Below are 26,001 nucleotides of genomic sequence, written 5' to 3' on the forward strand. Positions count from 1 at the left end.
TTTTCCAACTGTTATATTTTACACATATTACGGGTGGTGCGAAGACGGTCCATTGTTGTGAGACTGTGTTTGCACACCCGTTTTTTGGGTATACTTGCGTTAGGATTAAGAAAGGGAGAGTGTATTATGAGCAAATATAGCAAAGAAGACATATTCCGTATGGTGGAAGAAGAGGACGTGGAATTTATCCGTCTTCAGTTTACGGATATTTTTGGTATGATGAAGAATGTCGCAATTACAAAAACCATGCTTTCCAAAGCGCTGGATAACCGTTGTATGTTTGATGGATCTTCCATTGAGGGATTTATAAGAAGTGAAGAGTCTGACATGTACCTCTATCCGGACCTGGATACATTTGAGATTGTTCCCTGGCGTCCCCAGCAGGGAAAGGTTGCCAGACTTATGTGTGATGTATATTGCCCGGACCAGACTCCTTTTTTAGGGGACCCCAGGTATGTTCTTAAAAAAGTATTGAAGAAAGCCCGTGATATGGGATTTGTATTCCAGGCGGGTCCCGAATGTGAATTTTTTCTTTTTCATACAGATGAAGAGGGACGTCCAACCACCCATACCCATGAGATCGCAAGCTATTTTGATGTAGCTCCTATTGATCAGGCGGAGAATGTGCGGAGGGATATGGTTTTATCCCTGGAAGAGATGGGCTTTATGATTGAAGCTTCCCATCATGAGATATCTCCAGGACAGCATGAGATTGATTTTCAGTATGCGGAAGGGATTGTAACCGCAGATAATATTATGACATTTAAGATGGCAGTAAAGGCAATTGCAAAACGTCACGGACTTCATGCTACCTTCATGCCAAAACCTAAGGCAGGAGTCAATGGATCTGGGATGCATATTAATATGTCCTTATCCGATCTGGACGGCAACAATATGTTTGAAGATACCAGTGATGAACGTGGTTTAAGTAAGAATGCCTACCAGTTTATAGCCGGAATCCTTCATCATATGAAGGGAATGACAATTCTGACCAATCCACTGGTCAATTCCTATAAACGTCTGGTACCAGGCTATGATGCACCCATATATATTGCATGGTCAGCCAAAGCAAACAGAACTTCCCTGATCCGGATTCCTTCCTCCAGAGGAACCAGTACAAGGATCGAACTTCGCTGTCCGGATTCGGCTGTTAATCCTTATCTGGCGCTGGCTGCGTGTCTGGCAGCAGGGCTTGATGGAATTGAGAAACAGATGACACCGCCGGAAAGCGTGGACAGCAATGTGTTTGCCATGCCGGAAGAAGAAATTCTCCGCAGAGGAATCGAGCAGCTTCCGGAGACTCTTGGGGAAGCGATTGATGCGTTCCGCAAAGACGAGTTTATGAAAAAAGTGCTGGGAGATCATATTTTCACCAAATATTTAGAAGCCAAGGAAGCCGAGTGGCGGATGTTCCGCGCCCAGGTAACAGACTGGGAAGTAGAAGAATACCTGTATAAGTATTAATCTTTTGTATCCGATACGGTTATCTGGAGGTGAGGGTGTTTGACCAATGTGATAGTGGCATTTTCCAAAGCAGAGGATGCGAAAAATATTAAAAATATTCTGGTAAAGCATGGATTTTCGGTCTATGGGGTCTGCACCTCCGGTGCGCAGGCTGTCAACAGTGCGGATGAGCTGGGCAGCGGAGTTGTGGTATGCGGATGCAGATTTGCTGACATGGTATATCAGGAGATCTATGAGTGTCTTCCAAAAGGGATGCAGATGCTTCTAGTGGCCTCTCCCAGCCAGTGGTCTGGTTCAGCCCCAGAGGATGTGGTATGCCTGGGACTTCCTTTAAAAGTGCAGGATCTTGTAAGTACTCTGGGAATGATGCTGGAAACCATGGCGAGAAGAAGGAAGAAATTAAAAAGCCAGCCAAAGGAACGAAGCAAAGAAGAACTGGATATGATTAAGCAGGCAAAAGAACTCCTGATGGAGAGGAATCATATGACAGAGTCCGATGCACACCGCTATATTCAGAAGTGCAGCATGGACAGCGGTAATAATATGGTTGAAACTGCCCAGATGATCATGAGTTTGATTAATCAATAAAAGCAGAGGTATTAAAATGAAATTTACAAAGATGCAGGGAATTGGTAATGACTATGTTTATATTAATTGTTTTGAAGAAAAGGTAGAGAATCCGGCAGAGCTTTCAAAGAAAGTCAGTGACCGGCACTTTGGAATCGGTTCTGACGGACTGATTCTGATCTGTCCTTCCGAGAAAGCAGACTGCCGGATGCGTATGTTCAATGCAGATGGGTCGGAGAGCTCCATGTGCGGCAATGGAATCCGCTGTGTGGGAAAATATGTTTACGATCATCATCTTGTGGAGAAGACAGAATTTGATGTGGAGACAGAAGCGGGAATCAAGCATTTGAAGGTAATTGCAAAAGAGGGGAAAGCGGTGAAGATTACGGTGGATATGGGAATCCCGGAACTGACCAGCCAATTGCCTGAATCTATTTGCATTGACGGTAAAGACTATGAGTTCATTGGCATTTCCGTGGGCAATCCTCATGCTGTTTATTATATGGATGGAATTGATTCGCTGGATCTGGAAGCCATTGGTCCAGGCTTTGAAACTCATGAGCGGTTTCCGGAGAGAACCAATTCTGAATTCATTGAAGTAATAAGTCCGGACTACATCCGTATGAGGGTGTGGGAGAGAGGCAGCGGGGAGACCTGGGCATGTGGAACAGGAGCAACTGCCAGTGCGGTGGCTTCTGCAATGAGCGGAAGAACTTCAGATACCGTTGAAGTGGAATTAAAGGGTGGAAATTTGACCATACACTGGGACAGGAATACAGGTCATGTATTCATGACAGGACCGGCAGTCGAAGTGTTTCAGGGAGAATTTGACATAAAGAATCTATAGATAAAACAGGAGGAACCCATGTTAAAAGTAAATGATAATTATTTAAAACTTCCGGGAAGCTATTTGTTTTCCACAATCGCAAAAAAAGTAAATGCTTACATAGAGGCAAATCCAGATAAAAAGGTGATAAGACTTGGTATTGGCGATGTGACACAGCCTTTGGCACCTGCCATTATTAAAGCACTTCATGATGCGGTGGAGGAGATGGGGAACAGTGAGACTTTTCATGGCTATGCACCGGATCTTGGCTACAGCTTTTTAAGAGAGACGATTGCAAGAGAAGATTATTTAAGCAGGGGCTGCCAGATTGAAGCGGATGAAATCTTTGTTTCTGACGGAGCAAAAAGTGACTGCGGAAATATTCAGGAGATCTTTGATGAAGACTGCAAGATCGCAGTCTGTGATCCTGTATATCCTGTCTATGTGGATTCCAATGTAATGGCAGGAAGAACGGGAGAGTACGACCAGGTCACAGGCAAATGGAGCAATGTGATCTATATGCCCTGTACTGCAGAGAATCATTTTGTGCCGGAACTTCCAACGGAGACTCCGGATCTGATCTATCTTTGTGTGCCCAATAATCCGACAGGAACCACGCTTACAAAAGATCAGTTAAAGGTATGGGTGGACTATGCCAATAAAAATGGTGCGGTCATTCTTTACGATGCGGCTTATGAGGCTTATATCGCTGAGGAGGACGTTCCTCATTCCATCTATGAGATTGAAGGAGCAAGGACCTGTGCCATTGAATTCCGCTCTTTTTCTAAAAATGCAGGGTTTACCGGTGTGCGCCTTGGATTTACTGTGATCCCCAAAGAATTATTAAGAGACGGAGTGTCTCTGCATGGTTTATGGGCAAGACGTCACGGGACAAAGTTTAACGGTGCTCCTTATATCATCCAGAAGGCGGGTATGGCAGTTTATTCCGAAGAAGGCAAAGCCCAGCTAAAAGACCAGGTCGCTTACTACATGAGAAATGCAGAGGTGATCTATGAAGGATTAAAAGAAGCAGGCTGTCAGGTGTATGGCGGTGTGAATGCACCTTATATCTGGTTAAAGGTGCCGGAAGGAATGACCTCCTGGGAGTTTTTTGACCTTTTGCTGGAAGAGGCAAGTGTGGTGGGAACTCCTGGAAGCGGATTTGGCCCAAGCGGAGAAGGATACTTCCGTCTTACTGCATTTGGAACCTACGAGAACACAGTAGAAGCCATGGAACGACTTAAAAAAATGCCTTCCTTAAGAAAAAAAGGTTGACAAGTATTTGAGAATTAGATATTATTAAAGACAAGTAAGATTTATAAGATTGCAGTTTTATTTGTTAGAACAAAAGCGTTCAGCACCTTAGCGGTGTTGGCGCTTTTTTATATTTAAGGAGGAAGATATGGACAATATCGACAAGAAAATAGTGCAGACCCTGCAGCAGAATGCCCGGGCGTCCTTAAAGAACATAGCAGAAAATACGTTTTTGTCCTCGCCTGCAGTTTCCTCCAGAATTGAGAAGCTGGAACGGGAGAAGATTATTACCGGATACCATGCTGCCGTTGATCCGATGAAACTTGGTTATCACATTACTGCGTTTGTGAATCTTGATGTATCTCCCGTGGATAAAATTCAGTTTTATTCTTATATGGAGTCCATTCCCAATGTGCTGGAGTGTAATTGTGTAACAGGAGATTATTCCATGTTGATTAAGGTCGCATTTGAAAGTACCATGGAACTGGATGTTTTTATCGGACAGCTTCAAAAATACGGAAAAACCAGTACTCAGATCGTATTTTCCACTCCCGTAGGACCAAGAGGGGTAGATGTTATGGCGGAATTAGGAGAAAAAGAATAAAATTTATAAAAAAGCGGTACAGAAGAGACTTTTTTCACATACGTTATAGAATAGATGTATGTGAAAGGAGTTTTTCTTTTGGCTGAGAGACAGATCGTAGTAATAGATGCCGGCCACGGTGGTTCAGATCCGGGCGCAGTCTATAACGGGCGGCAGGAAAAGGATGATAATTTAAAGCTTGCACTTGCGGTGGGGAAGGTTCTTGCAGATGACGGAGTTGATGTCAGATATACAAGAATTGACGACACCTATCATACACCTCTTGAAAAAGCCATGATGGGGAATGATGCAGAAGCAGACTTTTTCGTTTCCATACACCGTAATGCAATGCCCGTTCCTGGTTCTGGTTCCGGAGCCGAAGTTCTTGTGTTTGAAGACACGGGAATGCAGGCGGTGCTGGCAAAGAATATCCTGGAAGCATTAAGCAAGACCGGATTTCCCAATTTAGGAATCATAGAACGTCCGGGGTTAATCGTTCTTAGAAGAACAAAGATTCCTTCGGCTCTGGTAGAAGCTGGATTTATAGATAGCGAGGCAGATAATTACTTATTTGACCAGAATTTTGATGCCATTGCACGTGCCATAGCAGATGGTATTAAAAATTCATTTTATGAGCAGGAGGATTCCCAAACAGAGTATTATCAGGTTCAGACTGGAGCTTACCGGGTCCGTTCTCTGGCAGAAGCCCAGATGGAAGAATTAAAAGGTCAGGGATTTCCTGCTTTTGTGGTTCTTGAAGAGGGACTTTATAAGGTTCGCGTAGGCGCTTTTCAGGACATTGATCATGCGGTACAGATGGAACAGGCGCTTAAACGGTATGGATATCATACTTTTATGGTTAAAAGACCGGCTGTGTATTGAAAGGAAAGGGTCGCCGGGACGCAGGCTTTGTAAGGAGCCCCGCCCCTGCGGCTTTTTTGTGTCTGATGTGCCCAGGGAAAAGGTGTATTAGGAGAGGGAAAAAGAGCATAGGATAAAGATATACCATTGAATGCAGGAGGAATTGGTTGAAGTATATCAGTGAGCTTTTAAAAGGCGTCATTATTGGAGTTGCCAATATACTTCCAGGTATCAGCGGCGGAATGCTTGCAATAACCATGGGAGTATATGACAAAATCATTCATGCAGTAAATCGTATCTTTAAAGAACCTGTGAAAAGCATTCGTATTTTATTTCCTTATGGAGTAGGAGCGGTGGCAGGAATCGTGTTTTTGTCCCTGGTTTTTGAATATCTGTTTCATACATATCCGGTTCAGACAAAACTATCATTTCTTGGTCTGATCGGGGGAGGACTTCCCACCTTGTTTCGAAAGTCATTTACCAGAGAACATTTGGATAAAATGCGGGGGATTTTTACTGCAGCTCTTACCTGTGGTGTGGTCATTCTTATTACGTTTGTAGCGGAAACCATCATTGCATCGGGGAAAAGTGGGGGAGAGGTTAATATGGCAACAGGAGCCTATTATCTTTCTTCCGGGAGGTTTTGGATTCTGGTATTATTTCTTATTGGTATTGTAGCAGCCGCAACCATGGTGGTGCCTGGAGTCAGCGGTTCCATGATCATGATGATGCTGGGATTTTACGAACCGATTTTACAGGCGAATAATGCCTGTATCCGAGCCATTGGTTCTATGGATTTTGAGAGCCTTTTTTTTAATGTTATGGTACTTGCTCCTTACTTTACAGGTATGGTGGTGGGCGTGTTTTTATTTGCAAAAGGGGTGGAGAAGCTTTTAAACACCCATGAATGTCTGATGTACCGGATTGTAATTGGTCTGGTTTTTTCTTCTCCTTTTGTGATATTCTGGGGATTTTCATGGGATACGGTAAAGCTTTATGAACTGATGGGAGGCATATCCCTGGCTTTACTGGGGTATGTGATTGCAGATTTACTTGGAGGAGAAGGATAATCATAAAAAAAGTTCCTCAATGGCAGCGTAGAAGCTTCATTGGGGAACCTTTTTTAATAATCCATCTGTCAGGAGTATTCTGCAATTCGTGTAATGCCTACATAGATGTGAGAAATCCGGTACCAGGTTGCAAAGTCAATCACTCCTGTTACTGGAAGGTTGAAAATGGTCTGGAACTGGCGGACTGCTTCTGCCGTTTCCTGACCGTAGATTCCGTCAGCGGTAATTCTTGGAATGGCGGTGTAGACGCCTGCAATGGTGTCAAGCTGCTCCTGGACCTGCTGTACCTTATCACCGCTTGCCCCGATGGTCAGATCGTAACCTGGGAAAGAAGAAGGGATTCCTGCCACCTGCTCTGCCGTATTGATGTACATATCACTTCCGTAAAAACTGCGGAGAATCTGAATGGCAGTGTAACCCTGTTCTCCAAGGTCACAGCTTCCCCACTGGGACATCCAGTTTGGACAGCGGACTCTTTGCCCATCACAGTATTGGGTAAGAATCGGTTGTCTGATTCCTGGACGGGATAAGTAACTGTTAAAGATTTCGTCTACAACCTGGGAAATACTTTCGTAGATATTGCGGCCATAAATCCATTTATGGTCAAAGGCAGTGGAGGAGGTAATGGTAAAATCATATCCCTGGTTGCGGTACCATTCGGTATAAACACGGTTTAGAGTGAAACTCATAATGGCAAGAACGTTGGCAATAATGGTTTCTCTTGGCCAGGTGGCATAGATTTCACTGGAGGCAACATTTTTTATGTAGTCTCCGTAAGGAACGTAGTAATTAGGTGCAGTAGGATCGGTAGGAACTCCGTCGTGTACCACAATGGTTTGGGGAACCACAACCTGGCTTAAAACGATTTCTCCTGTTTCTGCGACAGTTTTTACTTCTGCTTCTGCGATTTTAGGAGGATAATCTCCGTACAGGGTATGATCCGGGATAACAATAGGCACATCCGGAGATACTGCATCTACGATGGGAGTCATGCGGACCGGCTGCAGGGCAATGGTATCAGGGAGTATCTCTGTTCCGGAGATGGCAACTGGTTCAAAGCCCTGGGCACTGACCATCAGTGTGTATTCTGAATACGGCTGTACAAGACCTGGTGTTAAACTTAAATCCAGGGGAGGTGCAGCAAGATTTACATCCTGGGTCTGCCCGGAGGAGTCTGTGACAAGCTCTTCCAATGTAGCGCTTTCTGGATCTCCTTTATAGGAGATGGAAATTTCCGCATTTTCTATTGGAAAGTTATTTTCTGCAGAAACAACATTAACCTGGAGAGTGCCGGTATAAGTGGTCTGCTGCGCTCTGGCTGTCATGTATGGATTCATAAAATGCCCCTTAATGGAATGGTTATTACCAATATATTACACCCTGGGGCAGATGATTACAAAAGACCCCGCAGATTTAGAAAAATATGGATTCTGCGGGGAATTTTTTAGAAAAAGGATGATTTGGATTCCTGAAACATGGATTGAACATAATTTCTCATTTCCTGACGGCTTTCAATTGTTCTTGCTCCCTCGATGATGGAGTTTCTCTGAGCATCAGAAAGGTTGGAGAATCGGTTGAGAATGTTGGAGTGCTGGGCTAATTCCATGGTAAATCCGATTGGAAGTTCATTGTTGTCTATCATATTTATCACCTCGCAGCTATTTTCCCCGAATGAAAGGGAAAGTATACTTTTGAATATTCTTCCAGAATCATGATTGTATAATTATACATTATTAATGGGGAAAGATTTGAAATATTCAAATAATATGTATAAAAATTAAAAAAAGAAATACAGAAAAAATAGTTGAAAAATGTCACAGGATAATGTATAATCTATTCAATTTGGGCTGATATCAGTCAGCCTGATAACATAGCATTCAGAAAGGATTGGGACTTTGCGTATGAAAGCTTTTTTAATACTGGAAGACGGAACTGTGTTTACAGGAACAAGCATTGGTTCAACACGGGAAGTAATAAGCGAGATTGTATTCAATACCTCCATGACAGGATATTTAGAAGTTCTTACCGACCCGTCCTATGCGGGACAGGCCGTTGTGATGACTTATCCGTTAATTGGTAATTACGGTATTTGTCGGGAAGATATGGAATCATTAAAACCGTGGCCGGCTGGCTACATTGTCAGAGAATTATCTAGAATCCCCAGCAACTTTAGAAGCGAGGATACCATTCAGCATTTCTTAAAAGAAAACGACATTCCAGGTATCAGTGGTATTGATACGAGAGCCCTTACAAAAATATTAAGAGAAAAAGGTACAATGAACGGCATGATTACAACCAATAAGGGTTTTAATCTTGACGAAGTCATTTTGCGTATGAAAAGATATTCGGTTACTGGTGTTGTAAAGGCGACCACCTGCAGGGAAACGTATGTTTTAAAAGGAAGCGGTAAAAAAGTTGCCCTTCTGGATCTGGGGGCGAAGAAGAACATTGCCCGCTCTTTAAACGAAAGAGGCTGTGAGGTAACCGTATATCCTGCAGGAACCGGTGCAGAAGAGATTCTCTCTTCCAATCCTGACGGAATCATGCTTTCCAATGGCCCTGGAGATCCAAAGGAATGTACAGAGGTAATTGAAGAGATTAAAAAGCTGTACCAGTCCCAGGTTCCCATCTTCGCTATCTGCCTTGGGCATCAGCTCATGGCGCTTGCAACCGGTGCAGATACCCATAAGTTAAAGTATGGTCACAGAGGCGGCAATCACCCGGTGAAAGACTTAGAGACAGGCCGCGTATATATAACCTCTCAGAATCACGGATTTGTGGTTGATGAGGAAACGGTGGACCCGGCAGTTGCTGTTCCGGCTTTTGTCAATGTAAATGATGGAACCAATGAAGGATTGAAATATACGGGTAAAAACATATTTACGGTTCAGTATCACCCGGAAGCCTGTCCGGGACCACAGGATTCCAGTTACTTATTTGACCGGTTTTTAAACATGATGGAGGGAAAATAATGCCAAAGAATCAGGATATTAAAAAGGTACTCGTTCTTGGCTCAGGTCCGATCATTATCGGCCAGGCAGCAGAATTTGATTATGCCGGAACCCAGGCGTGCCGCTCCTTGAGAGAGGAAGGTGTGGAGGTTGTTCTTTTAAACTCCAATCCGGCAACCATCATGACAGATAAAGATATTGCGGATAAAGTGTACATTGAACCGCTGACTGTTGAAGTGGTAGAACAGCTTATTTTAAAAGAAAAACCAGATAGTGTGCTTCCGACCCTCGGCGGTCAGGCAGGTCTTAATCTTGCCATGGAGCTGGAAGACAGCGGATTCTTAGAGAAACATCATGTGCGTCTGATCGGAACCACTGCCCTTACGATTAAAAAGGCAGAAGACCGTGAGATGTTTAAGGAAACCATGGAGAAGATCGGCGAACCGGTTGCTCCTTCTGATATTGTTGAGAATGTAGAAGATGGTCTTAAGATTGCACAGGAGATCGGATATCCAATCGTGCTTCGTCCTGCTTATACACTTGGTGGTTCCGGCGGCGGAATTGCAGAGAATCCTGCCCAGTGCCGTGAGATTTTAGAGAATGGACTCCGCCTGTCCCGTGTAGGACAGGTTCTGGTGGAACGCTGCATTGCAGGCTGGAAGGAAATCGAATATGAAGTAATGCGTGACGGAGCAGGGAATGTGATTACCGTATGTAATATGGAAAACATTGATCCGGTAGGCGTTCATACCGGAGACAGTATTGTAGTTGCTCCTTCCCAGACTCTTGGAGACAAGGAATACCAGATGCTGCGTACCTCTGCCTTAAGGATTATCAGCGAACTGGGAATTACCGGAGGCTGTAATGTTCAGTATGCCCTTCACCCGGAGAGTTTTGAATACTGTGTCATTGAAGTAAATCCTCGTGTAAGCCGTTCTTCTGCACTGGCATCAAAAGCAACCGGATATCCCATTGCAAAAGTTGCTGCTAAGATTGCCCTTGGCTATACTCTTGATGAGATTAAGAATGCGGTAACAAAGAAGACTTATGCCAGCTTTGAACCGATGCTTGATTACTGTGTAGTCAAGATGCCCCGCCTTCCATTTGATAAATTCTTAAGTGCCAAGAGAACGCTTGGAACCCAGATGAAGGCAACTGGAGAAGTTATGAGTATCTGTACCAGTTTTGAAGGCGGACTGATGAAAGCGATCCGGTCCCTGGAACAGCATGTGGACAGTCTGCTGTCTTATGACTTTACTGGTCTGACAGAGGAAGAACTGACAGAAACCCTTCATCTTGTTGATGACAGAAGAATCTGGGTGATTGCAGAAGCACTCCGCAGAGGATTCACTTATGAAACCATTCATGAGATTACAAAGGTTGATGTGTGGTTTATTGATAAACTTGCCATTCTTGTAGAGATGGAAGATGCTTTGAAAAAAGGACCTCTGACCATTGATCTTTTAAAAGAAGCAAAGCGTCTGGAATTCCCGGATACGGTAATCTCAAAACTGACCGGAGTTTCTCAGGAAGAGATTCGTCAGATGAGAAAAGACAATCAGATTGTAGCTGCCTTTAAGATGGTAGATACCTGTGCGGCTGAGTTTGAGGCAGAGACACCATATTACTATTCCTGCTTTGGAAGTGAGAATGAGGCGGTTCAGACTTCCGGAAGAAAAAAAGTTCTGGTTCTTGGTTCCGGTCCGATCCGAATCGGGCAGGGAATTGAATTCGACTTCTGTTCCGTTCACAGCACCTGGAGTTTCAGCAAAGAAGGATATGAGACAATTATTGTCAACAACAATCCCGAGACAGTAAGTACGGATTTTGATATTGCAGATAAGCTTTATTTTGAGCCTTTGACTCCGGAAGATGTGGAGAGCATTGTTGATATTGAAAAACCAGACGGAGCAGTGGTGCAGTTTGGCGGACAGACAGCAATTAAGCTGACAGAAGCACTGATGAAGATGGGCGTGCCCATTCTTGGTACGGCAGCAGAAGATGTGGACGCAGCAGAGGACCGGGAATTATTTGATAAAATTCTGGAAGAATGCCAGATTCCAAGACCGGCAGGTCAGACTGTATTTACAGCAGAAGAGGCGAAGAAAGTTGCCAATGAGCTGGGATACCCTGTACTGGTAAGACCTTCCTATGTACTGGGCGGACAGGGAATGCAGATTGCCATCTCCGATGAAGATGTGGAAGAATTTATCGGAATCATCAATCAGATTGCTCAGGAACACCCGATTCTGGTTGATAAATACATTATGGGAAAAGAGATTGAAGTAGATGCGGTCTGTGACGGGGAAGATATATTAATTCCTGGTATCATGGAACACATTGAACGTGCAGGTGTCCATTCAGGGGACAGTATATCAGTGTACCCGGCTCAAAGCATTGATGAGGAAATTAAAGAAAAGCTGGTTGAGTATACCAGAAGACTTGCAAGAGCCCTTCACGTAAAAGGAATGATTAACATTCAGTTCATCGTAAGCGGAAGTGATGTTTATGTCATCGAAGTGAATCCACGTTCTTCCCGTACGGTTCCTTATATCAGCAAAGTGACCGGAATTCCAATCGTTCCGTTGGCAACAAGAGTGATCTGCGGACATACGATCAGGGAACTTGGTTATGAGCCTGGGCTTCAGCCGGAAGCAGATTATATTGCTGTGAAGATGCCGGTATTCTCCTTTGAAAAGATTCGTGGTGCTGATGTAAATTTGGGACCAGAGATGAAATCCACAGGAGAGTGTCTTGGAATTGCAAAGACATTTAATGAAGCACTGTACAAGGCATTTGCCGGCGCAGGAATTAAGATGCCAAAGCATAAAAACATGATTATTACGGTGAAGGAATCTGACAAAGAAGAGATCATTGACATTGCAAGAAGATTTCAGGCACAGGGATACAAGATTTTCTCCACCTCAGGTACTGCCAAAGTCCTGAATCAGAATGGAGTGAAAGCTCTTATGGTTAGAAAGCTGGAGCAGGAATCACCCAATCTTTTAGATCTGATTCTGGGTCATGAGATTGATCTGGTCATTGATACACCACCTCAGGGTGCGGACCGGAGCAGAGATGGATTTGTTATCAGAAGGAATGCGATTGAAACAGGTGTAACGGTTCTGACTTCTTTGGACACAGCAGCAGCGTTAGTGACCAGTATGGAAAACAGGGCAAAAGAACTGACTCTCATTGACATTGCACAGGTAAAGAATATATAAGGATTGTGATATTATGATATTTTCCATCAACAAACAGGCGGTAGAGATAAAAACCAGATTTGAGAAAGCACCTCTGACTTCTCCTAATGAAGCATGTGCAGCTATGGGAATGCTCTATAAGATATATGGTCTTTCTGTTCCTCAAAAAAGGGATACAGTAAGCCAGATGAAAGAGGATTTCCATGCAGCGGTAAAAGATCTTCCCGTACCCTCGGAGTTTGCTGCAAAGATCATAACACTTCTTGATGACTATTATAAGGAAGATGTCGTTACCGATGAGATTTATGAACTGTTAAAATACAGTTATGACGAGCAGAAATCCTAAATGTAAAACAAGAAAAAGGCCGGAGCAGGAGCGTATCCTGGTTCCGGTCTTTTTCCTTGTTATTGCCCCTGTTTTTTCACAAACTGTTTATCAAATTCCGGGTTAAAATAATAAAAGTTTTTGGAATCCAGATCGGATTTGATCTTTTCCAGCGCCTCTCCGAATCGCTGGAAATGCACCACTTCTCTTGCACGAAGAAATTTAAGCGGCTCTCTTATTTCTGGATTAGGAATAATACGGATCAGATTGTCGTAAGTGGTTCTGGCTTTCTGTTCTGCGGCAAGATCTTCAGTTAAATCGGCAATGGCACAGCCTTTTGACTGAAACTCACAGGCATTAAATGGAACACCTGCTGCGGCAGTAGGCCAGATTCCTGTGGTATGGTCTACATAGTAAGCATCAAAGCCCGCAGTTTTTGCCTGCTCTGCTGTGAGGTTTTTTGTAAGCTGGTAGACAATGGAACAGATTATTTCAAGATGTCCCAATTCCTCTGTCCCAATGTCTGTTAAAAGTCCGCCGACTTCTTTGCATGGCATGGTGTATCTTTGGGAAAGATATCGCATAGATGCAGCTAATTCTCCGTCAGGGCCGCCAAACTGTGTGATGATAAGAGAAGCTGTCTTGGGACAGGTTTCTGTGATATTTACTGGAAATTGAAGTCTTTTTTCATAATTCCACATTATAAGGTACCTCCTTCCCAGGGCAGAGGACCATCGGTCCAGGTAAAATGCTTCTGCCCGGCATATTTTGTATTGGTCTGGCTTTTGTTATTGGTATCCGGGCATACACAATCTACGGTGAGAGGTTCAAAATTCTCTGCAAAAGTTTGTAAAAGCTGTTTTTTCTGTTCTTTTGCCTGAGAGAATGCTGTCAATGCCTGCTCATCAAGAGGGTGAGTATCCAGATATAACGTTAAGTCGCTTACGGTAAAGCTGATTTCTGTTAATTGCTTTAAAAGACTGTTTCGATCTGTCATTATTTGTCACCTCCTGTTGCGTAAAAAGGGAGATTAAGACTTGGGAAGATCGTCCCGTTTTTTAATGCTGTTACAGGATCATATGGCTGTTCCCAAGGCTGCATGGGTATGGTTGCAATCGCCAGTTGTACGGACGCACTTGGAGTTGCAGGAATTCCTTTTGAAGAGTCACAACCGCATGATGGGCATGAATTCATAATAACACTCCTTTCAGTTCAATCATTTATGATAAATGCTTCCTTTTTAGTATTAACGGTCAAATGAAAAATACCTTACAAAAATTCTCCCATTTAAACCACCTTCATGTTATTGTAATAAATGGAAAAATGAAATATAATAAAGTAGAGTGTTCGGATAAGGAAGAATAGGAAAAGAAAAAAAGACGGGAGAGCAGAAGTTTGAGTGACAAAAAGTTTGCAGTATTGATTGATTCTGATAACATTTCAGCAAAGTATATTACATGTATTCTGGATGAGATGACAAAATATGGTGTCATTACTTACAAAAGGATTTATGGGGATTGGACAAGCAGCCAGATGGGCAAGTGGAAGCTGGAACTCTTGGAGAATTCTATTATACCCATTCAGCAGTTTTCCAATACGGTTGGAAAGAATGCTACAGATTCTGCATTGATTATTGATGCAATGGATCTTCTTTATACCGATCATGTGGATGGTTTTTGCATCGTATCCAGTGATAGTGATTTTACCCGACTGGCAAGCAGACTTCGGGAATCCGGTAAGGAAGTGATTGGTATGGGAGAAGAAAAGACACCCAAGTCGTTCCGTGCGGCTTGTACCGTGTTTACCAATCTGGAAGTTCTTCTTGATCAGGATGAAGAAGGCACAGGCGGTGGTGCCATCGGCAAAGAAGTCATTGAACAGGATATTGCTTCTATAATATTGGAAAACGACGACAGGAATAAAGCAACCGGGCTGGGAGAGATCGGCAACCGCCTGGTGAAAAAATACTCTGATTTTGATGTGCGGAATTACGGTTACAGCTCTTTGTCCAAATTTTTAGAGGAGATGGATAGTTTTGAACTGAGGAGATCCAACAATGTGGTAACCGTCCGTATGAAAGATAATCGTACAAAGCGTCAGGAGCTTGATGATTATGCTATTAAATTAGTAAAAGGCAATGGGAAAAACGGCATGGAATTAGCCGCTCTTGGCAATGGGATGCACCGTAAGTTCACGGATTTTAAAGTGAAAGATTATGGATATTCCACTTTTTCCAAATTTGTACACAGTATTGTACAACTGGAAGTTCGGGAAACCAGGAATAACAGCAAAGCAGTATTTTTGAAAAGTAATTAATCTTTTACCGCCTGGAAGCGGTATTTCCAGGCGGTAAATATAAGCGTTAAATGAGGGGAAACCCTTATAGAATCAAGGCTTTTCCAGGAAGGGAGAAAAAAGGAAAAAAATTGACAAAAAAGTGTTGACAATTAATACAATTCATATTATACTAATGAAGCAGTCGGGAACGGAGCAATAATAACCCTGACAAGCACTGGGATCTTAGCTCAGCTGGGAGAGCATCTGCCTTACAAGCAGAGGGTCACAGGTTCGAGCCCTGTAGGTCCCATTAGCAGAAACTTATCTGCTTCAATTAAATATGGCGGAATAGCTCAGTTGGCTAGAGCACACGGTTCATACCCGTGGTGTCGAGAGTTCAAATCTCCCTTCCGCTATTAAAAACTCTGTAATCTTTGATTACAGGGTATTTTTTTTGCTTTAACAGGAACAGACGTGCTTTTTCCATTTTTTTTATATTCATTTCTGCCTTTTTATGATATACTAACAGATAGCAAAAAGTGGAGGGATTCCATGTATAATTTTATTGTAAACCCCAACTCACGCTGCGGTCATGGACTCAGAATCTGGAGAAAGCTTGAGACCATATTAAGGACCTCAGGCGTGGAATACCAGGCTTTTTTAACGGAGAAGCCGGGTGATGCAAGAACCTTTGCAGCACAGTTGACAAAAGGCTGTAAAGAATCCAGCATTATCATAGCAGTAGGCGGAGATGGGACGGTAAACGAAATCTTAGATGGGCTTTCCTTCTGTGGTTCTATTACACTAGGGTATATTCCTGCCGGATCAGGCAATGATCTGGCAAGAAGCTTAAAGTTGCCTAAAAATCCGGTGAAGTGTCTGAAAAAGATATTAAAACCGAAGTATTTTAAACTGATGGATTACGGAGTTCTCTCTTATGGAGATGGAGAGGTCTCTCACAGACGGTTTATTGTAAGTGCCGGAATTGGTATGGATGCGGCTGTCTGCCATAACCTGTTATTTTCAAAATCCAAAGGCTGGTTTCATAAGCTTCATATAGGACGTCTGGCTTATCTTCTTATTGGGATAAAACAACTGTCTCTGGCAAAACCGGCAAAAGGATATATTCTTCTTGACGGTGTTCAGAAGGTGGAATTTAACCATGTGTATTTTATATCTGCACATATCCATCCATATGAAGGCGGAGGATTTAAGTTCGCTCCCGATGCGAATTTTGAGGATGGGAAACTGACTGTCTGCATGATGAATAACAGAAAGAAACGAAAGCTGATCCCAGTTTTAGTCTGCTCCCTTTTAGGGAGAAAATCGTCGAATGCAGGGATCCGTTTTTATACCTGCGGGGAAATTGCTGTTTACATGGAACATCCGATGGCAGTTCATGTCGACGGAGAAAGCTGCTTTTGCCAGAACAATATAGAGATTCAATGTATCAGTAAAAAATTGCGTGTGATTGTCTAGCAATGTTTGTATATATATAAGAAAGGAATAATTATGAGAATTGGACAGGGATATGATGTTCATAAATTAGTAGAAGGAAGAGATCTGATTATCGGCGGAGTGAATATTCCCTATGAAAAAGGGCTTTTAGGTCATTCAGATGCCGATGTGCTGATTCATGCGGTTATAGATGCGTTATTTGGTGCTGCAGGCTTAGGAGATATTGGTGAGCATTTCCCGGATGGGGATTCCAGGTATAAAGATGTATCCAGTATGGAACTTTTAAAGCAGACAGCAGGAATTTTAGAAGAACAGGGCTATATTATTGAGAATATTGATTCCACTGTGATTGCACAGAAGCCTAAGTTGTTAACTTACCGTCCCCAGATGGCAGAGAATATTGCGGATGCGCTGAATCTGCCGGTAAAAAAGGTGAATGTAAAGGCAACTACAGAAGAAGGACTTGGATTTACCGGAAGCGGAGAAGGGATTGCCGCCCAGGCTGTCACTCTTCTTACATCAGTGGAAGATTACTGCTATGATGAGCAGATCATGAAACCAGATTGCGGCAGTTGCGGAGGCTGCTGTCACAGATAGGAACGAAGTCAGATGGAAGGAGATATTATGAAAGTTTTTAATACATTAACCAGACAGAAGGAGGAGTTTGTACCGTTAGAGCCGATGAAAGTCAAGATGTACGTCTGCGGTCCTACGGTATATAATTATATACACATTGGCAACGCCAGACCAATGATCGTGTTTGACACCGTTCGAAGGTATTTTGAATATAAAGGTTATGAGGTGAACTTTGTCTCAAACTTTACCGATGTGGATGATAAGATTATAAAAAAGGCGATTGAAGAAGGGGTAGATGCTGATGTGATATCCAAGCGCTATATTGAAGAGTGCAAAAAGGATATGGCATCCCTGAATATAAAACCGGCAACCAGAAACCCTCTGGCAACAGAAGAGATTCATGGGATGCTTGATATGATAAAGGAACTGATTCATTCCGGTCACGCTTATGAGGCAAAAGACGGTACTGTTTATTTCCGTACCAAAGCATTTGAAGATTATGGCAAGCTGTCTCATAAGAATCTGGAAGATCTGCAGTCTGGTTTCAGGGAGATAAAAGTGACGGGAGAAGATGGAAAGGAAGATCCGTCTGATTTTGTTCTTTGGAAGCCGAAAAAAGAAGGGGAGCCTTATTGGGAGTCTCCCTGGTGTGAAGGCAGACCTGGCTGGCACATAGAATGTTCCGTTATGTCTAAAAAGTATCTGGGGGATCAGATTGATATTCATGCAGGCGGAGAGGATTTGATTTTCCCTCACCACGAGAATGAGATTGCCCAGAGCGAAGCTGCCAATGGCAAGGAATTTGCAAAGTACTGGATGCATAACGCATTTTTAAATATTGATAACCGGAAGATGTCGAAGTCTCTGGGAAATTTCTTTACGGTCCGTGAAATCAGTGAAAAATACGATTTACAGATTTTACGCTTTTTCATGCTCAGCGCCCACTACAGAAGTCCGCTTAATTTCAGCGCAGACTTAATGGAATCATCAAAGAACGGTCTGGAGAGGATTTTGACTGCAGTTGATAAGTTAAAAGATCTTGAGAGCAGAGCAAAAGAAGAAGTTCTCCGTGACAGCGAAGACTGTAAGGCAGTGGATGAACTGGTTGGGAAATATGAGACTGCCATGGATGATGATTTTAATACAGCAGATGGCATATCTGCCATCTTTGAACTGGTAAAGTTAAGCAATTCAACCACGGGTGAAGACAGTTCCAGAGAATATGTAACGTATCTTAAAGAGACGATAGAGAGACTTTGTGGTGTCCTTGGTATTATTACAGAAAAAGAAGAAGAGATTCTTGAAGAAGAGATTGAGACCATGATTCAGGCAAGACAGCAGGCAAGAAAAGACAAAGATTTTGGTCTGGCAGATAAAATCCGGGGAGATTTACTGGAAAAGGGAATTGTTCTGGAGGACACCAGGGAAGGTGTAAAATGGAAGAGAGTATAAAAGCCTTATCTGAATTTTGTAAAGAAACTCTCCATCTGAAAGATGTGGATATAAGAAGTTATTCCCCTCTGGCTCTGGCTTATATCGGAGATGGGGTATATGAACTGATTATCCGTACCAAGGTAATGAATCACGGCAGTACCCAGGTCAACAATATGCACAAAAAGAGTGCAAAACTGGTGAATGCAGGAACCCAGGCGGAGATCATCCGCAGGCTAATGGAAGAAAATGATCTGACAGAAGAAGAAATCACTGTCTATAAGCGGGGACGCAATGCCAAATCCGTCACAACGGCTAAACATGCCACAATGGCGGATTACCGCACTGCCACCGGTTTTGAAGCTCTTTGCGGATATCTGTATTTAAAAGGAGATATAAATCGGCTGATTACCATGGTGGGCAAAGGACTTGAGAGAATAGGAGAACTGGAATGATAGAAGAATTTACCATTGAGGGAAGGAATGCTGTACTGGAAGCATTTCGCTCCGGAAAGACCATTGATAAGCTGTATGTACAAAAAGGTGTTCAGGATGGTCCGATCCAGTCTATTGTACGGGAAGCAAAAAAGGTTGATACCATCATTAATTTTGTGGAGAGAGAGCGTTTGGATCAGATGTCCGAAGAAGGACACCATCAGGGTGTCATTGCCCATGCCGCTGCATATGAATATGCAGAAGTGGAGGACATGTTAAAAGCCGCCGAAGAAAAGGGAGAACCGCCTTTTTTGTTTCTTCTCGATGGAATTGAAGATCCCCACAATCTGGGAGCCATTATCCGTACCGCCAATCTGGCAGGTGCTCATGGAGTCATTATTCCAAAACGCAGAGCGGTGGGACTTACGGCTACGGTTGCCAAGACATCTGCCGGGGCACTGAACTATACGCCGGTTGCAAAAGTTACGAACCTGACTGCAACCATGGAAGAACTGAAAGAAAAAGGGCTGTGGTTCGTCTGTGCCGATATGGAAGGCGAGACAATGTACCGCTTGAATTTAAAAGGACCTATTGGTCTTGTGATTGGAAGTGAAGGAAGCGGAGTGGGAAGACTTATAAAAGAAAGCTGTGATATGGTGGCTTCTATTCCCATGAAAGGAGACATTGATTCGTTAAATGCTTCTGTTGCGGCAGGAGTACTTGCTTATGAAATCGTGAGGCAGCGTTTAGGTTAAGCCATAAGGAGATGATGGGAATGAAACGAATTGGTGCAGCTTTTGCAATGGCTTTTGCAGCCGCTATATTTGCTTCGCAAAGCAGCAGTGGAAGTATTGCAGGAATTGGAAACAGCGAAGTCTGGGCAAAGCAGGACACAATTGTGAATATCAAAGAGGAACAGATCCCTCTTGGTTCAAAACCAGGTGCAGCAAATGTAAAGAAGCCGCAGGCTCCGGGAACAGTCACGTTTAGCAGTAATTCTGCAATGATAGATGCCTCGAATGTAAGTCATGGATATGTGATGATTCAGTATACAGGCAAAGCTTCAAAAATAAAAGTTCAGATAATGAAAAACGGGGGAGAGACGTATACCTATGACTTAAATGCCAGATCCGCTTATGAGGTATTTCCTCTTACGGAAGGAAATGGAACTTATACCGTTCGTGTATTGGAACAGGTTCAAGGCAATCAGTATGCGGTGAAATCCAACAACCAGCTTTCAGTGAATTTAAAGAGTGAGTTTGAGCCGTTTTTATATCCCAATCAGTATGTGAACTTTTCCTCTGGGAGTGCAGTGGCAGCGAAGAGTGAAGAACTTGCTGTATCAGCCTCTGATTCCCTGGGAGTGATAACCAATGTGTATAATTATGTGGTGAATAATTTTACTTACGATACAGCCCTTGCCAATACCGTTGAGTCAGGGTATCTGCCTAATGTTGATCAGGTTCTGGCGAAGAAAAAAGGAATCTGTTTCGATTATGCGGCGGTAATGACCGCCATGTTAAGATCCCAGAATATTCCTACCAAGCTTGTGGTAGGGTATACGGGGAATGTCTACCATGCCTGGGTGAATGTATATATTGAAGGTCAGGGCTGGGTGGATAACATTATTTATTTTGACGGATATAACTGGAAGCTTATGGATCCTACTTTTGCTTCATCAGGAGGAAACAGTCCGACGATTAAAGAATATATTACCAACAGCTCTAATTATAAAGCAAAATACACTTACTAAAGAAAACAGAGGAAAAGGGAGGATGGCGTATGGCGAAGAATGCAAAGAGGCTATATTCAGCCAGGGAAATTTCTGCCTTCTGCCTCCAGATATCCCTTCTGCTTCATGCGGCAATCCCTCTGGAAGAGGGATTGTCTGCTATGGCGGAAGATGCAGGCTGGGAAGAGGAGAAAAAGATTCTGACAGGTATGGTGGAGCAGATCGAGCTTGGGAATCCATTTTCCAGTGTTTTAGAGAATGCAGGGGCCTATCCCTCTTATGTGGTTCGCATGGCAAGACTGGGAGAAGAAACAGGCAATCTGGATCAGATTATGGAGTCTCTGGCTTCCTATTATGAGAAAGAACATCTTCTTATTCGCAACATTAAAAATGCAGTGACCTATCCGGCGATCATGATTTCTATGCTGTTGGTGGTGCTGCTTGTTTTGTTTACAAAGGTTATGCCGGTATTTGAACGTGTTTATCAGCAACTGGGGGCAGAGATGTCGCCGGTTTCTCTTGTTGCAACGAAACTGGGAGGAGTGTTCAGTGCTGTGGCACTTTTATTGGAAGCGCTCCTTTTTATCGTTGTTTTTTCTGTCTGGATCTCTCGAAAAAAAGGTAAAAAAATACCTCCTGTGGAAGTTTTTTTTCAACGGATCAAGAAAAAGAATAAGATTGCACTTGCCGTAGCCGGCAGAAGGTTTACTGCGGTTCTTGCCCTTACACTAAAAAGCGGACTGGATCTGGAAAAGGGATTGGAGATTGCTGGAGAACTGGTGGAAAACAAGGCGGTGAAAGAAAAGATTAACCGTTGTTCCGAAGAACTTGCCGCCGGAACCGATTATTATAATGCCCTTAAGAATACCGGGATGTTCAAGGGGTTCTATGTGCAGATGATCAAGGTTGGCACAAAAAGCGGAAGTCTGGATTGTGTTTTAGGGGAGATTTCAAAAAATTATGAAGAAGAAGCAGACCTTGCCCTGGAGCACATGATCAGCAGGTTTGAACCGGGAATGGTAGCTGTTCTTGCTGTTGCCGTAGGAATGATTCTTTTATCTGTCATGCTTCCTCTTGTTGGGATTCTGTCTGCCATTGGTTAGGAAGGGGTTTTTATGAAGCTTGGAAGTTATGGGAAAAGGTTTGCGGAATCTGTAGCTATGCCTGTGTTGTTTTGTGCAATGATTGGTTTGTTTCTCTGGGCAACCCTCCTTCTTTCGAATAATGCAGATAAAAAAGGGGCGGACACTCTTAGGGATGCCATCCGCAGAGCATCGGTTCAGTGTTATGCCATTGAAGGGAGATATCCGCCAGACGTAGAATATCTGGAGAAAAATTACGGAATACAGATTGACCGAAAACGGTATGATGTTTTTTTTGATGGGTTTGCATCAAATTTTATGCCAGACATTACCGTTAATTTCCGGGAACCATAATCAGGAGGTAAAAGATGAAGGGGAATCAAGTTCAAAGAGGCTGGCTTACCGGAACTCTTTTTACCTTTTTACTATTTCTGGTGTTTCTACTCAGTGCCCTTTTTCTGGTTTTAATTGGCGCAAAGGTTTATGAGAACATTCAGATGAGAGGGGAAAGTACTTATCAGGAAGATGTGGTTCTGAGTTATATTGCCAACAAAGTACGGCAGGGTGACCGGGCAGGAGCTGTCTCCTTAAAAGAAGAGTCGGGCATATGGGTTCTGGAATTAAAGCAGACCATTAACGAAACGGTCTATGTAACCGATATTTATTACAAAGACGGGGCGCTGTGGGAGCTGTTTACCGATGAAGAAAGCGGGCTTGGAGTAGGAGATGGAAATGAGATTCTCTCCTGCAGTCCTGTTTATGTGGAGCAAAAGGGAGACCTTCTCTACATAAAGAGCCAGGGAATTACGGGCGGTTCCCTGTGGATTTCTTTAAGAAGCGGAGGAGTTGCAGATGAATAGAAAAAGTAATTCCAAAGTCTTCTTAATGGAAATGATCGGGGTTTCTTTTTTTCTCATACTCTGTGCAGGAATCTGTGTTCAGACATTTGCAAAAGCAAACTCTTACAGTCTTCATGCGTGGAATTTAAACCGGGCAGTTTTTATTGCCCAGAGTACGGCAGAAGTCTTTAAAATAGAAGGAAAACAGGGCCTTAAAGAGAGATTCACTGTGGAGGAGGAAACTGAAGCAGGAAACTTCACCCTTTTTTTTGATAAGAGCGGGAATCCATGTGGCAGAAAGCAGGCTGATTTTTATGTGGAAACAGACTTTTTAGAAAATAAAGAGATGGCTGTGGTGGTGAATAGAAGCGGAAAGCAGTTGTATACTCTTTCCGTAAAACGCCATGAAGAATCCATTCAGGGGAGGTAGGAGCATGGCGAAACAGGAAGTGAAGTACAGAGCCAGCATCGGTGGTCCCTCTCTGATTTTAATTTTTATTGTGATGTGTCTGGTGACCTTTGGGATGTTGTCTTTAAGCGGAGCAAAGAATGAATATAATCTGGCGGAGCGTAATGGGGCGGCTGTCAGAGAGTATTACAGGGCGGACAAAAAGGGAGAGGATTTTTATGAAAGCGTTTATGCGGCAGTACGGCAGGCACAAAAAACAGGCAGTAAAAGTGAGTATGACAAGTTACTGACTGCCAGGCTGGGAGATTCCTATCATCCAGATGATGGAACCATAAACACCCTGATTCCCATGGAACGGGGGCAGGCACTTTCCATTGAATTGCTTCCTGAATTAAAAAAAGATGGAATCATAGGAATTAAATCGTGGAATGTAATTCTTATTGAAGATTATGAGATTGACCGCTCCATGCCGGTCTGGAATGGCATGGAAGGGAATGAGCAGGAGATTGGAAGATGAATGTAGTAGATTTGTTAAGCGCTGCTGTGGCTCAGAAAGCGTCGGACATTTTTCTGGTGCCGGGTATGCCTTTTTCCTATAAAATCGGAAGCAGAATTGTATATCAAAATGAAGAAAAGCTTTCTTCAGACCAAATGGAATCATTAATGAAGGAACTATATGAACTGGCTGGAAACCGCAGTATGAATATAGTAAAAGAACATGGTGACGATGATTTTTCTTTTGCACTTCCGGGTATTTCCAGATTCCGTTCCAGCGTTTTCCGGCAGAGAGGTTCTCTGGCAGCCGTAATCAGGGTTGTTACTTTTGATCTGCCCGATTACAAAGAACTCCATATTCCGGAGCCGGTTATGGGAGTTGCCAGGATGACAAAAGGTTTTGTGCTGGTGACTGGGCCGGCAGGAAGCGGAAAGACCACAACTCTTGCCTGTATCATTGATAAGATCAATAACACCAGAAATGCTCATGTCATTACCCTGGAAGACCCTTTGGAATTTCTTCACCGTCATAAGAAGAGTGTGGTAACCCAAAGAGAGATTGTTACAGACACGGACAGTTATGTAACCGGATTAAGGGCAGCTTTAAGACAGGCACCGGATGTGATTTTAGTGGGAGAGATGAGGGATTATGAGACGATCCGAATTGCCATGACTGCGGCAGAGACGGGGCATCTGGTTATATCCACTCTTCATACCGTTGGTGCTGCCAATACCATTGACCGTATTATCGACAGTTTTCCGCCTAATCAACAGCATCAGATCCGGATGCAGCTTTCCATGGTGGTTCAGGCAGTGATATCCCAGCAGTTGATTCCTGCAGTAGATGGAAGTGTTGCTCCTGCGTTTGAAATGATGTTTTTTAATAATGCTATCCGGAATATGATCCGTGAATCAAAGACCCATCAGATTGATTCCGTTATAGCAACCGGGCAGGCAGAAAATATGATATCTATGGATTCCAGTCTGTTAAATCTATATAAAGAAGGAAGAATAACCGGAGAAAATGCAGTAGTATACAGCAGTAACAGTGAGCTGATGGCAAAAAAGATTGATCGTATGAAGTAGAAAGGAATAGTTTCCTGATTAGCAGTTACAATAACGATATCAAGAACAGGAGCGTGTTTGATTATGAAAACAGATAAGAGAAAAGTAGCACTGGTGGGCACTGGAATGGTGGGAATGAGCTATGCCTATTCCATGCTGAATCAGGGAGCGTGCGATGAACTGGTATTAATTGATATTAACCGGAAACGGGCAGAAGGCGAAGCCATGGACTTAAACCATGGACTTGCTTTTTCCGGAGCGCATATGAAGATTTATGCAGGTGATTACAAAGACTGCCATGATGCAGATATTGTAGTGATCTGTGCAGGTGTGGCACAAAAGCAGGGAGAGACAAGACTAGACCTTTTAAAACGAAATGCAGCCGTGTTCCGTTCGATTATACAACCGGTGACAGAATCAGGATTTAACGGAATTTTTCTGGTAGCAACCAATCCCGTGGATATTATGACAAGAATTACTTATGCCATATCCGGCTTTAATCCGAAAAGGGTCATTGGAAGCGGAACCACTCTTGATACCGCAAGACTCCGTTATCTCCTTGGGGAAACTCTCCGGGTGGATCCCCGCAATGTCCATGCTTATGTTATTGGTGAACATGGAGACAGTGAATTTGTACCATGGAGCCAGGCAATGATCGCCACCAAACCGATTCTTTCTCTCTGCGGGTCCGGCGGAGAAGAGGATATGGTATGCCGGGAGGAATTAAAACAGATTGAAGAAGACGTGCGAGGCGCAGCTTATAAGATCATTGAAGCCAAGCAGGCGACTTATTATGGAATAGGAATGTCTCTGACCAGAATTACCAGGGCTATTTTAGGCGATGAAAACAGTGTATTTACCGTTTCTGCCATGTTAAAGGGAGAGTATGGACAGTCAGAGGTTTATGCCGGTGTTCCCTGTATTATCAACCAGAATGGAATCCAGAGAGTGCTTCAGCTTTCGCTGACGGAAGATGAACTGGAGCGTTTTTCAGTTTCCTGCAAGACTTTGAAAGAAAGCTTTGAGGGGATTTTGTAAAAGCAGAAGATTGATGGCGGAAGAGAAGGAATAGTTGCGGGACATTTTTTCTTTTCCGCCA

29 protein-coding genes and 2 tRNA genes are annotated in these 26,001 nt (G+C 43.3%); 26 read left to right on the forward strand and 5 right to left on the reverse strand.

Annotation, left to right across the window (positions count from 1 at the left end; genetic code table 11):
• Positions 1-126 precede the first annotated feature (126 nt).
• The 7 genes from glnA (at position 127) to FAY33_RS12520 (ending at position 6,625) form a co-directional block, all read left to right on the forward strand.
• Entirely contained in the window at positions 127-1,464 is a 1,338-nt protein-coding gene (gene glnA, locus FAY33_RS12490; RefSeq protein ID WP_143321556.1) for a type I glutamate--ammonia ligase, read from the forward strand.
• A 48-nt stretch (positions 1,465-1,512) separates the two neighbouring features.
• Positions 1,513-2,052 carry an ANTAR domain-containing protein gene (locus FAY33_RS12495; RefSeq protein WP_347562695.1) on the forward strand — a complete coding sequence of 180 codons (540 nt, stop codon included), beginning with the start codon at positions 1,513-1,515 and terminating at the stop codon, positions 2,050-2,052.
• A 16-nt stretch (positions 2,053-2,068) separates the two neighbouring features.
• Positions 2,069-2,878 carry a diaminopimelate epimerase gene (gene dapF, locus FAY33_RS12500; protein WP_143321558.1) on the forward strand — a complete coding sequence of 270 codons (810 nt, stop codon included), beginning with the start codon at positions 2,069-2,071 and terminating at the stop codon, positions 2,876-2,878.
• Positions 2,879-2,896: 18 nt separating this feature from the next.
• Entirely contained in the window at positions 2,897-4,132 is a 1,236-nt protein-coding gene (locus tag FAY33_RS12505) for an LL-diaminopimelate aminotransferase (protein WP_143321559.1), read from the forward strand.
• A 127-nt stretch (positions 4,133-4,259) separates the two neighbouring features.
• The gene (locus FAY33_RS12510) at positions 4,260-4,715 is read left to right on the forward strand and encodes an Lrp/AsnC family transcriptional regulator (RefSeq protein WP_143321560.1); all 456 of its coding nucleotides are present in this window, start codon (positions 4,260-4,262) and stop codon (positions 4,713-4,715) included.
• A gap of 78 nt (positions 4,716-4,793) precedes the next feature.
• Complete coding sequence (locus tag FAY33_RS12515; RefSeq protein ID WP_143321561.1) at positions 4,794-5,576, forward strand: N-acetylmuramoyl-L-alanine amidase; 783 nt, start codon at positions 4,794-4,796, stop codon at positions 5,574-5,576.
• A 146-nt stretch (positions 5,577-5,722) separates the two neighbouring features.
• On the forward strand, positions 5,723-6,625 hold the full coding sequence (locus FAY33_RS12520; protein WP_143321562.1) for a DUF368 domain-containing protein: 903 nt from the start codon (positions 5,723-5,725) through the stop codon (positions 6,623-6,625).
• Positions 6,626-6,693: 68 nt separating this feature from the next.
• On the opposite strand, the gene FAY33_RS12525 is transcribed toward FAY33_RS12520, so the two are convergent.
• Positions 6,694-7,962 (reverse strand): peptidoglycan-binding domain-containing protein, encoded by a 1,269-nt coding sequence (locus FAY33_RS12525; RefSeq protein ID WP_143321563.1) that lies wholly within the window; start codon positions 7,960-7,962, stop codon positions 6,694-6,696.
• Positions 7,963-8,069: 107 nt separating this feature from the next.
• Positions 8,070-8,267, reverse strand: coding sequence for a hypothetical protein (locus FAY33_RS12530; protein ID WP_143321564.1), 198 nt, complete (start codon positions 8,265-8,267; stop codon positions 8,070-8,072).
• A gap of 259 nt (positions 8,268-8,526) precedes the next feature.
• On the opposite strand from FAY33_RS12530, the gene FAY33_RS12535 reads away from it, so the two are divergent.
• The 3 genes from FAY33_RS12535 to FAY33_RS12545 are packed head-to-tail and all read left to right on the forward strand — an operon-like array spanning position 8,527 to position 13,125.
• Positions 8,527-9,597 (forward strand): carbamoyl phosphate synthase small subunit, encoded by a 1,071-nt coding sequence (locus tag FAY33_RS12535; RefSeq protein WP_143321565.1) that lies wholly within the window; start codon positions 8,527-8,529, stop codon positions 9,595-9,597.
• Positions 9,597-12,800 (forward strand): carbamoyl-phosphate synthase large subunit, encoded by a 3,204-nt coding sequence (gene carB / locus FAY33_RS12540; protein ID WP_143321566.1) that lies wholly within the window; start codon positions 9,597-9,599, stop codon positions 12,798-12,800. Before FAY33_RS12535 ends, carB begins: the two co-directional genes overlap by 1 nt.
• Before the next feature lie 13 nt (positions 12,801-12,813).
• Complete coding sequence (locus FAY33_RS12545) at positions 12,814-13,125, forward strand: DUF3837 family protein (protein ID WP_143321567.1); 312 nt, start codon at positions 12,814-12,816, stop codon at positions 13,123-13,125.
• Between the two features lie 59 nt (positions 13,126-13,184).
• On the opposite strand, the gene FAY33_RS12550 is transcribed toward FAY33_RS12545, so the two are convergent.
• From FAY33_RS12550 to FAY33_RS12560, 3 genes are read right to left on the reverse strand one after another with little or no spacing between them, the layout of a single operon-like run.
• Positions 13,185-13,805, reverse strand: coding sequence for a manganese catalase family protein (locus FAY33_RS12550; RefSeq protein WP_143321568.1), 621 nt, complete (start codon positions 13,803-13,805; stop codon positions 13,185-13,187).
• On the reverse strand, positions 13,805-14,101 hold the full coding sequence (locus tag FAY33_RS12555) for a spore coat protein CotJB (protein WP_143321569.1): 297 nt from the start codon (positions 14,099-14,101) through the stop codon (positions 13,805-13,807). The genes FAY33_RS12550 and FAY33_RS12555 overlap by 1 nt, the downstream gene beginning before the upstream one ends.
• The gene (locus FAY33_RS12560; RefSeq protein ID WP_143321570.1) at positions 14,101-14,298 is read right to left on the reverse strand and encodes a spore coat associated protein CotJA; all 198 of its coding nucleotides are present in this window, start codon (positions 14,296-14,298) and stop codon (positions 14,101-14,103) included. The genes FAY33_RS12555 and FAY33_RS12560 overlap by 1 nt, the downstream gene beginning before the upstream one ends.
• Positions 14,299-14,499: 201 nt before the next feature.
• On the opposite strand from FAY33_RS12560, the gene FAY33_RS12565 reads away from it, so the two are divergent.
• The 16 genes from FAY33_RS12565 (at position 14,500) to FAY33_RS12640 (ending at position 25,940) form a co-directional block, all read left to right on the forward strand.
• Positions 14,500-15,420 carry an NYN domain-containing protein gene (locus tag FAY33_RS12565; protein ID WP_143321571.1) on the forward strand — a complete coding sequence of 307 codons (921 nt, stop codon included), beginning with the start codon at positions 14,500-14,502 and terminating at the stop codon, positions 15,418-15,420.
• A 198-nt stretch (positions 15,421-15,618) separates the two neighbouring features.
• A tRNA-Val gene (locus tag FAY33_RS12570) sits at positions 15,619-15,691 on the forward strand.
• A gap of 32 nt (positions 15,692-15,723) precedes the next feature.
• Positions 15,724-15,797 (forward strand) — tRNA-Met (locus FAY33_RS12575).
• Between the two features lie 136 nt (positions 15,798-15,933).
• Positions 15,934-16,860: a diacylglycerol kinase family protein gene (locus tag FAY33_RS12580; RefSeq protein WP_143321572.1), complete on the forward strand. Its 927-nt coding sequence runs from the start codon at positions 15,934-15,936 to the stop codon at positions 16,858-16,860.
• 33 nt (positions 16,861-16,893) lie between these two features.
• On the forward strand, positions 16,894-17,436 hold the full coding sequence (ispF, locus tag FAY33_RS12585) for a 2-C-methyl-D-erythritol 2,4-cyclodiphosphate synthase (protein ID WP_143321573.1): 543 nt from the start codon (positions 16,894-16,896) through the stop codon (positions 17,434-17,436).
• 27 nt (positions 17,437-17,463) lie between these two features.
• Positions 17,464-18,867, forward strand: a complete 1,404-nt coding sequence (gene cysS, locus FAY33_RS12590; RefSeq protein ID WP_143321574.1) for a cysteine--tRNA ligase — start codon at positions 17,464-17,466, stop codon at positions 18,865-18,867.
• Positions 18,852-19,301: a ribonuclease III domain-containing protein gene (locus FAY33_RS12595; RefSeq protein ID WP_143321575.1), complete on the forward strand. Its 450-nt coding sequence runs from the start codon at positions 18,852-18,854 to the stop codon at positions 19,299-19,301. The genes cysS and FAY33_RS12595 overlap by 16 nt, the downstream gene beginning before the upstream one ends.
• Positions 19,298-20,035, forward strand: a complete 738-nt coding sequence (gene rlmB / locus FAY33_RS12600; protein WP_143321576.1) for a 23S rRNA (guanosine(2251)-2'-O)-methyltransferase RlmB — start codon at positions 19,298-19,300, stop codon at positions 20,033-20,035. The genes FAY33_RS12595 and rlmB overlap by 4 nt, the downstream gene beginning before the upstream one ends.
• A 20-nt stretch (positions 20,036-20,055) precedes the next feature.
• Positions 20,056-21,033 carry a transglutaminase-like domain-containing protein gene (locus FAY33_RS12605; RefSeq protein ID WP_243126725.1) on the forward strand — a complete coding sequence of 326 codons (978 nt, stop codon included), beginning with the start codon at positions 20,056-20,058 and terminating at the stop codon, positions 21,031-21,033.
• A gap of 29 nt (positions 21,034-21,062) precedes the next feature.
• On the forward strand, positions 21,063-22,115 hold the full coding sequence (locus FAY33_RS12610) for a type II secretion system F family protein (RefSeq protein WP_143321577.1): 1,053 nt from the start codon (positions 21,063-21,065) through the stop codon (positions 22,113-22,115).
• 12 nt (positions 22,116-22,127) lie between these two features.
• Positions 22,128-22,448 (forward strand): hypothetical protein, encoded by a 321-nt coding sequence (locus FAY33_RS12615; protein ID WP_143321578.1) that lies wholly within the window; start codon positions 22,128-22,130, stop codon positions 22,446-22,448.
• Between the two features lie 14 nt (positions 22,449-22,462).
• Entirely contained in the window at positions 22,463-22,954 is a 492-nt protein-coding gene (locus FAY33_RS12620; protein WP_143321579.1) for a DUF4860 domain-containing protein, read from the forward strand.
• Positions 22,947-23,363 (forward strand): hypothetical protein, encoded by a 417-nt coding sequence (locus FAY33_RS12625; RefSeq protein ID WP_143321580.1) that lies wholly within the window; start codon positions 22,947-22,949, stop codon positions 23,361-23,363. The genes FAY33_RS12620 and FAY33_RS12625 overlap by 8 nt, the downstream gene beginning before the upstream one ends.
• 4 nt (positions 23,364-23,367) lie before the next feature.
• Positions 23,368-23,859 carry a short-chain dehydrogenase gene (locus FAY33_RS12630; RefSeq protein ID WP_143321581.1) on the forward strand — a complete coding sequence of 164 codons (492 nt, stop codon included), beginning with the start codon at positions 23,368-23,370 and terminating at the stop codon, positions 23,857-23,859.
• Entirely contained in the window at positions 23,856-24,923 is a 1,068-nt protein-coding gene (locus tag FAY33_RS12635; protein ID WP_143321582.1) for a PilT/PilU family type 4a pilus ATPase, read from the forward strand. Before FAY33_RS12630 ends, FAY33_RS12635 begins: the two co-directional genes overlap by 4 nt.
• 63 nt (positions 24,924-24,986) lie before the next feature.
• Positions 24,987-25,940 (forward strand): L-lactate dehydrogenase, encoded by a 954-nt coding sequence (locus FAY33_RS12640; protein ID WP_143321583.1) that lies wholly within the window; start codon positions 24,987-24,989, stop codon positions 25,938-25,940.
• The last annotated feature ends 61 nt before the right edge of the window (positions 25,941-26,001 follow it).

This window comes from Clostridium sp. HBUAS56010 (assembly GCF_007115105.1).
Classification (GTDB): domain Bacteria; phylum Bacillota; class Clostridia; order Lachnospirales; family Lachnospiraceae; genus Lacrimispora.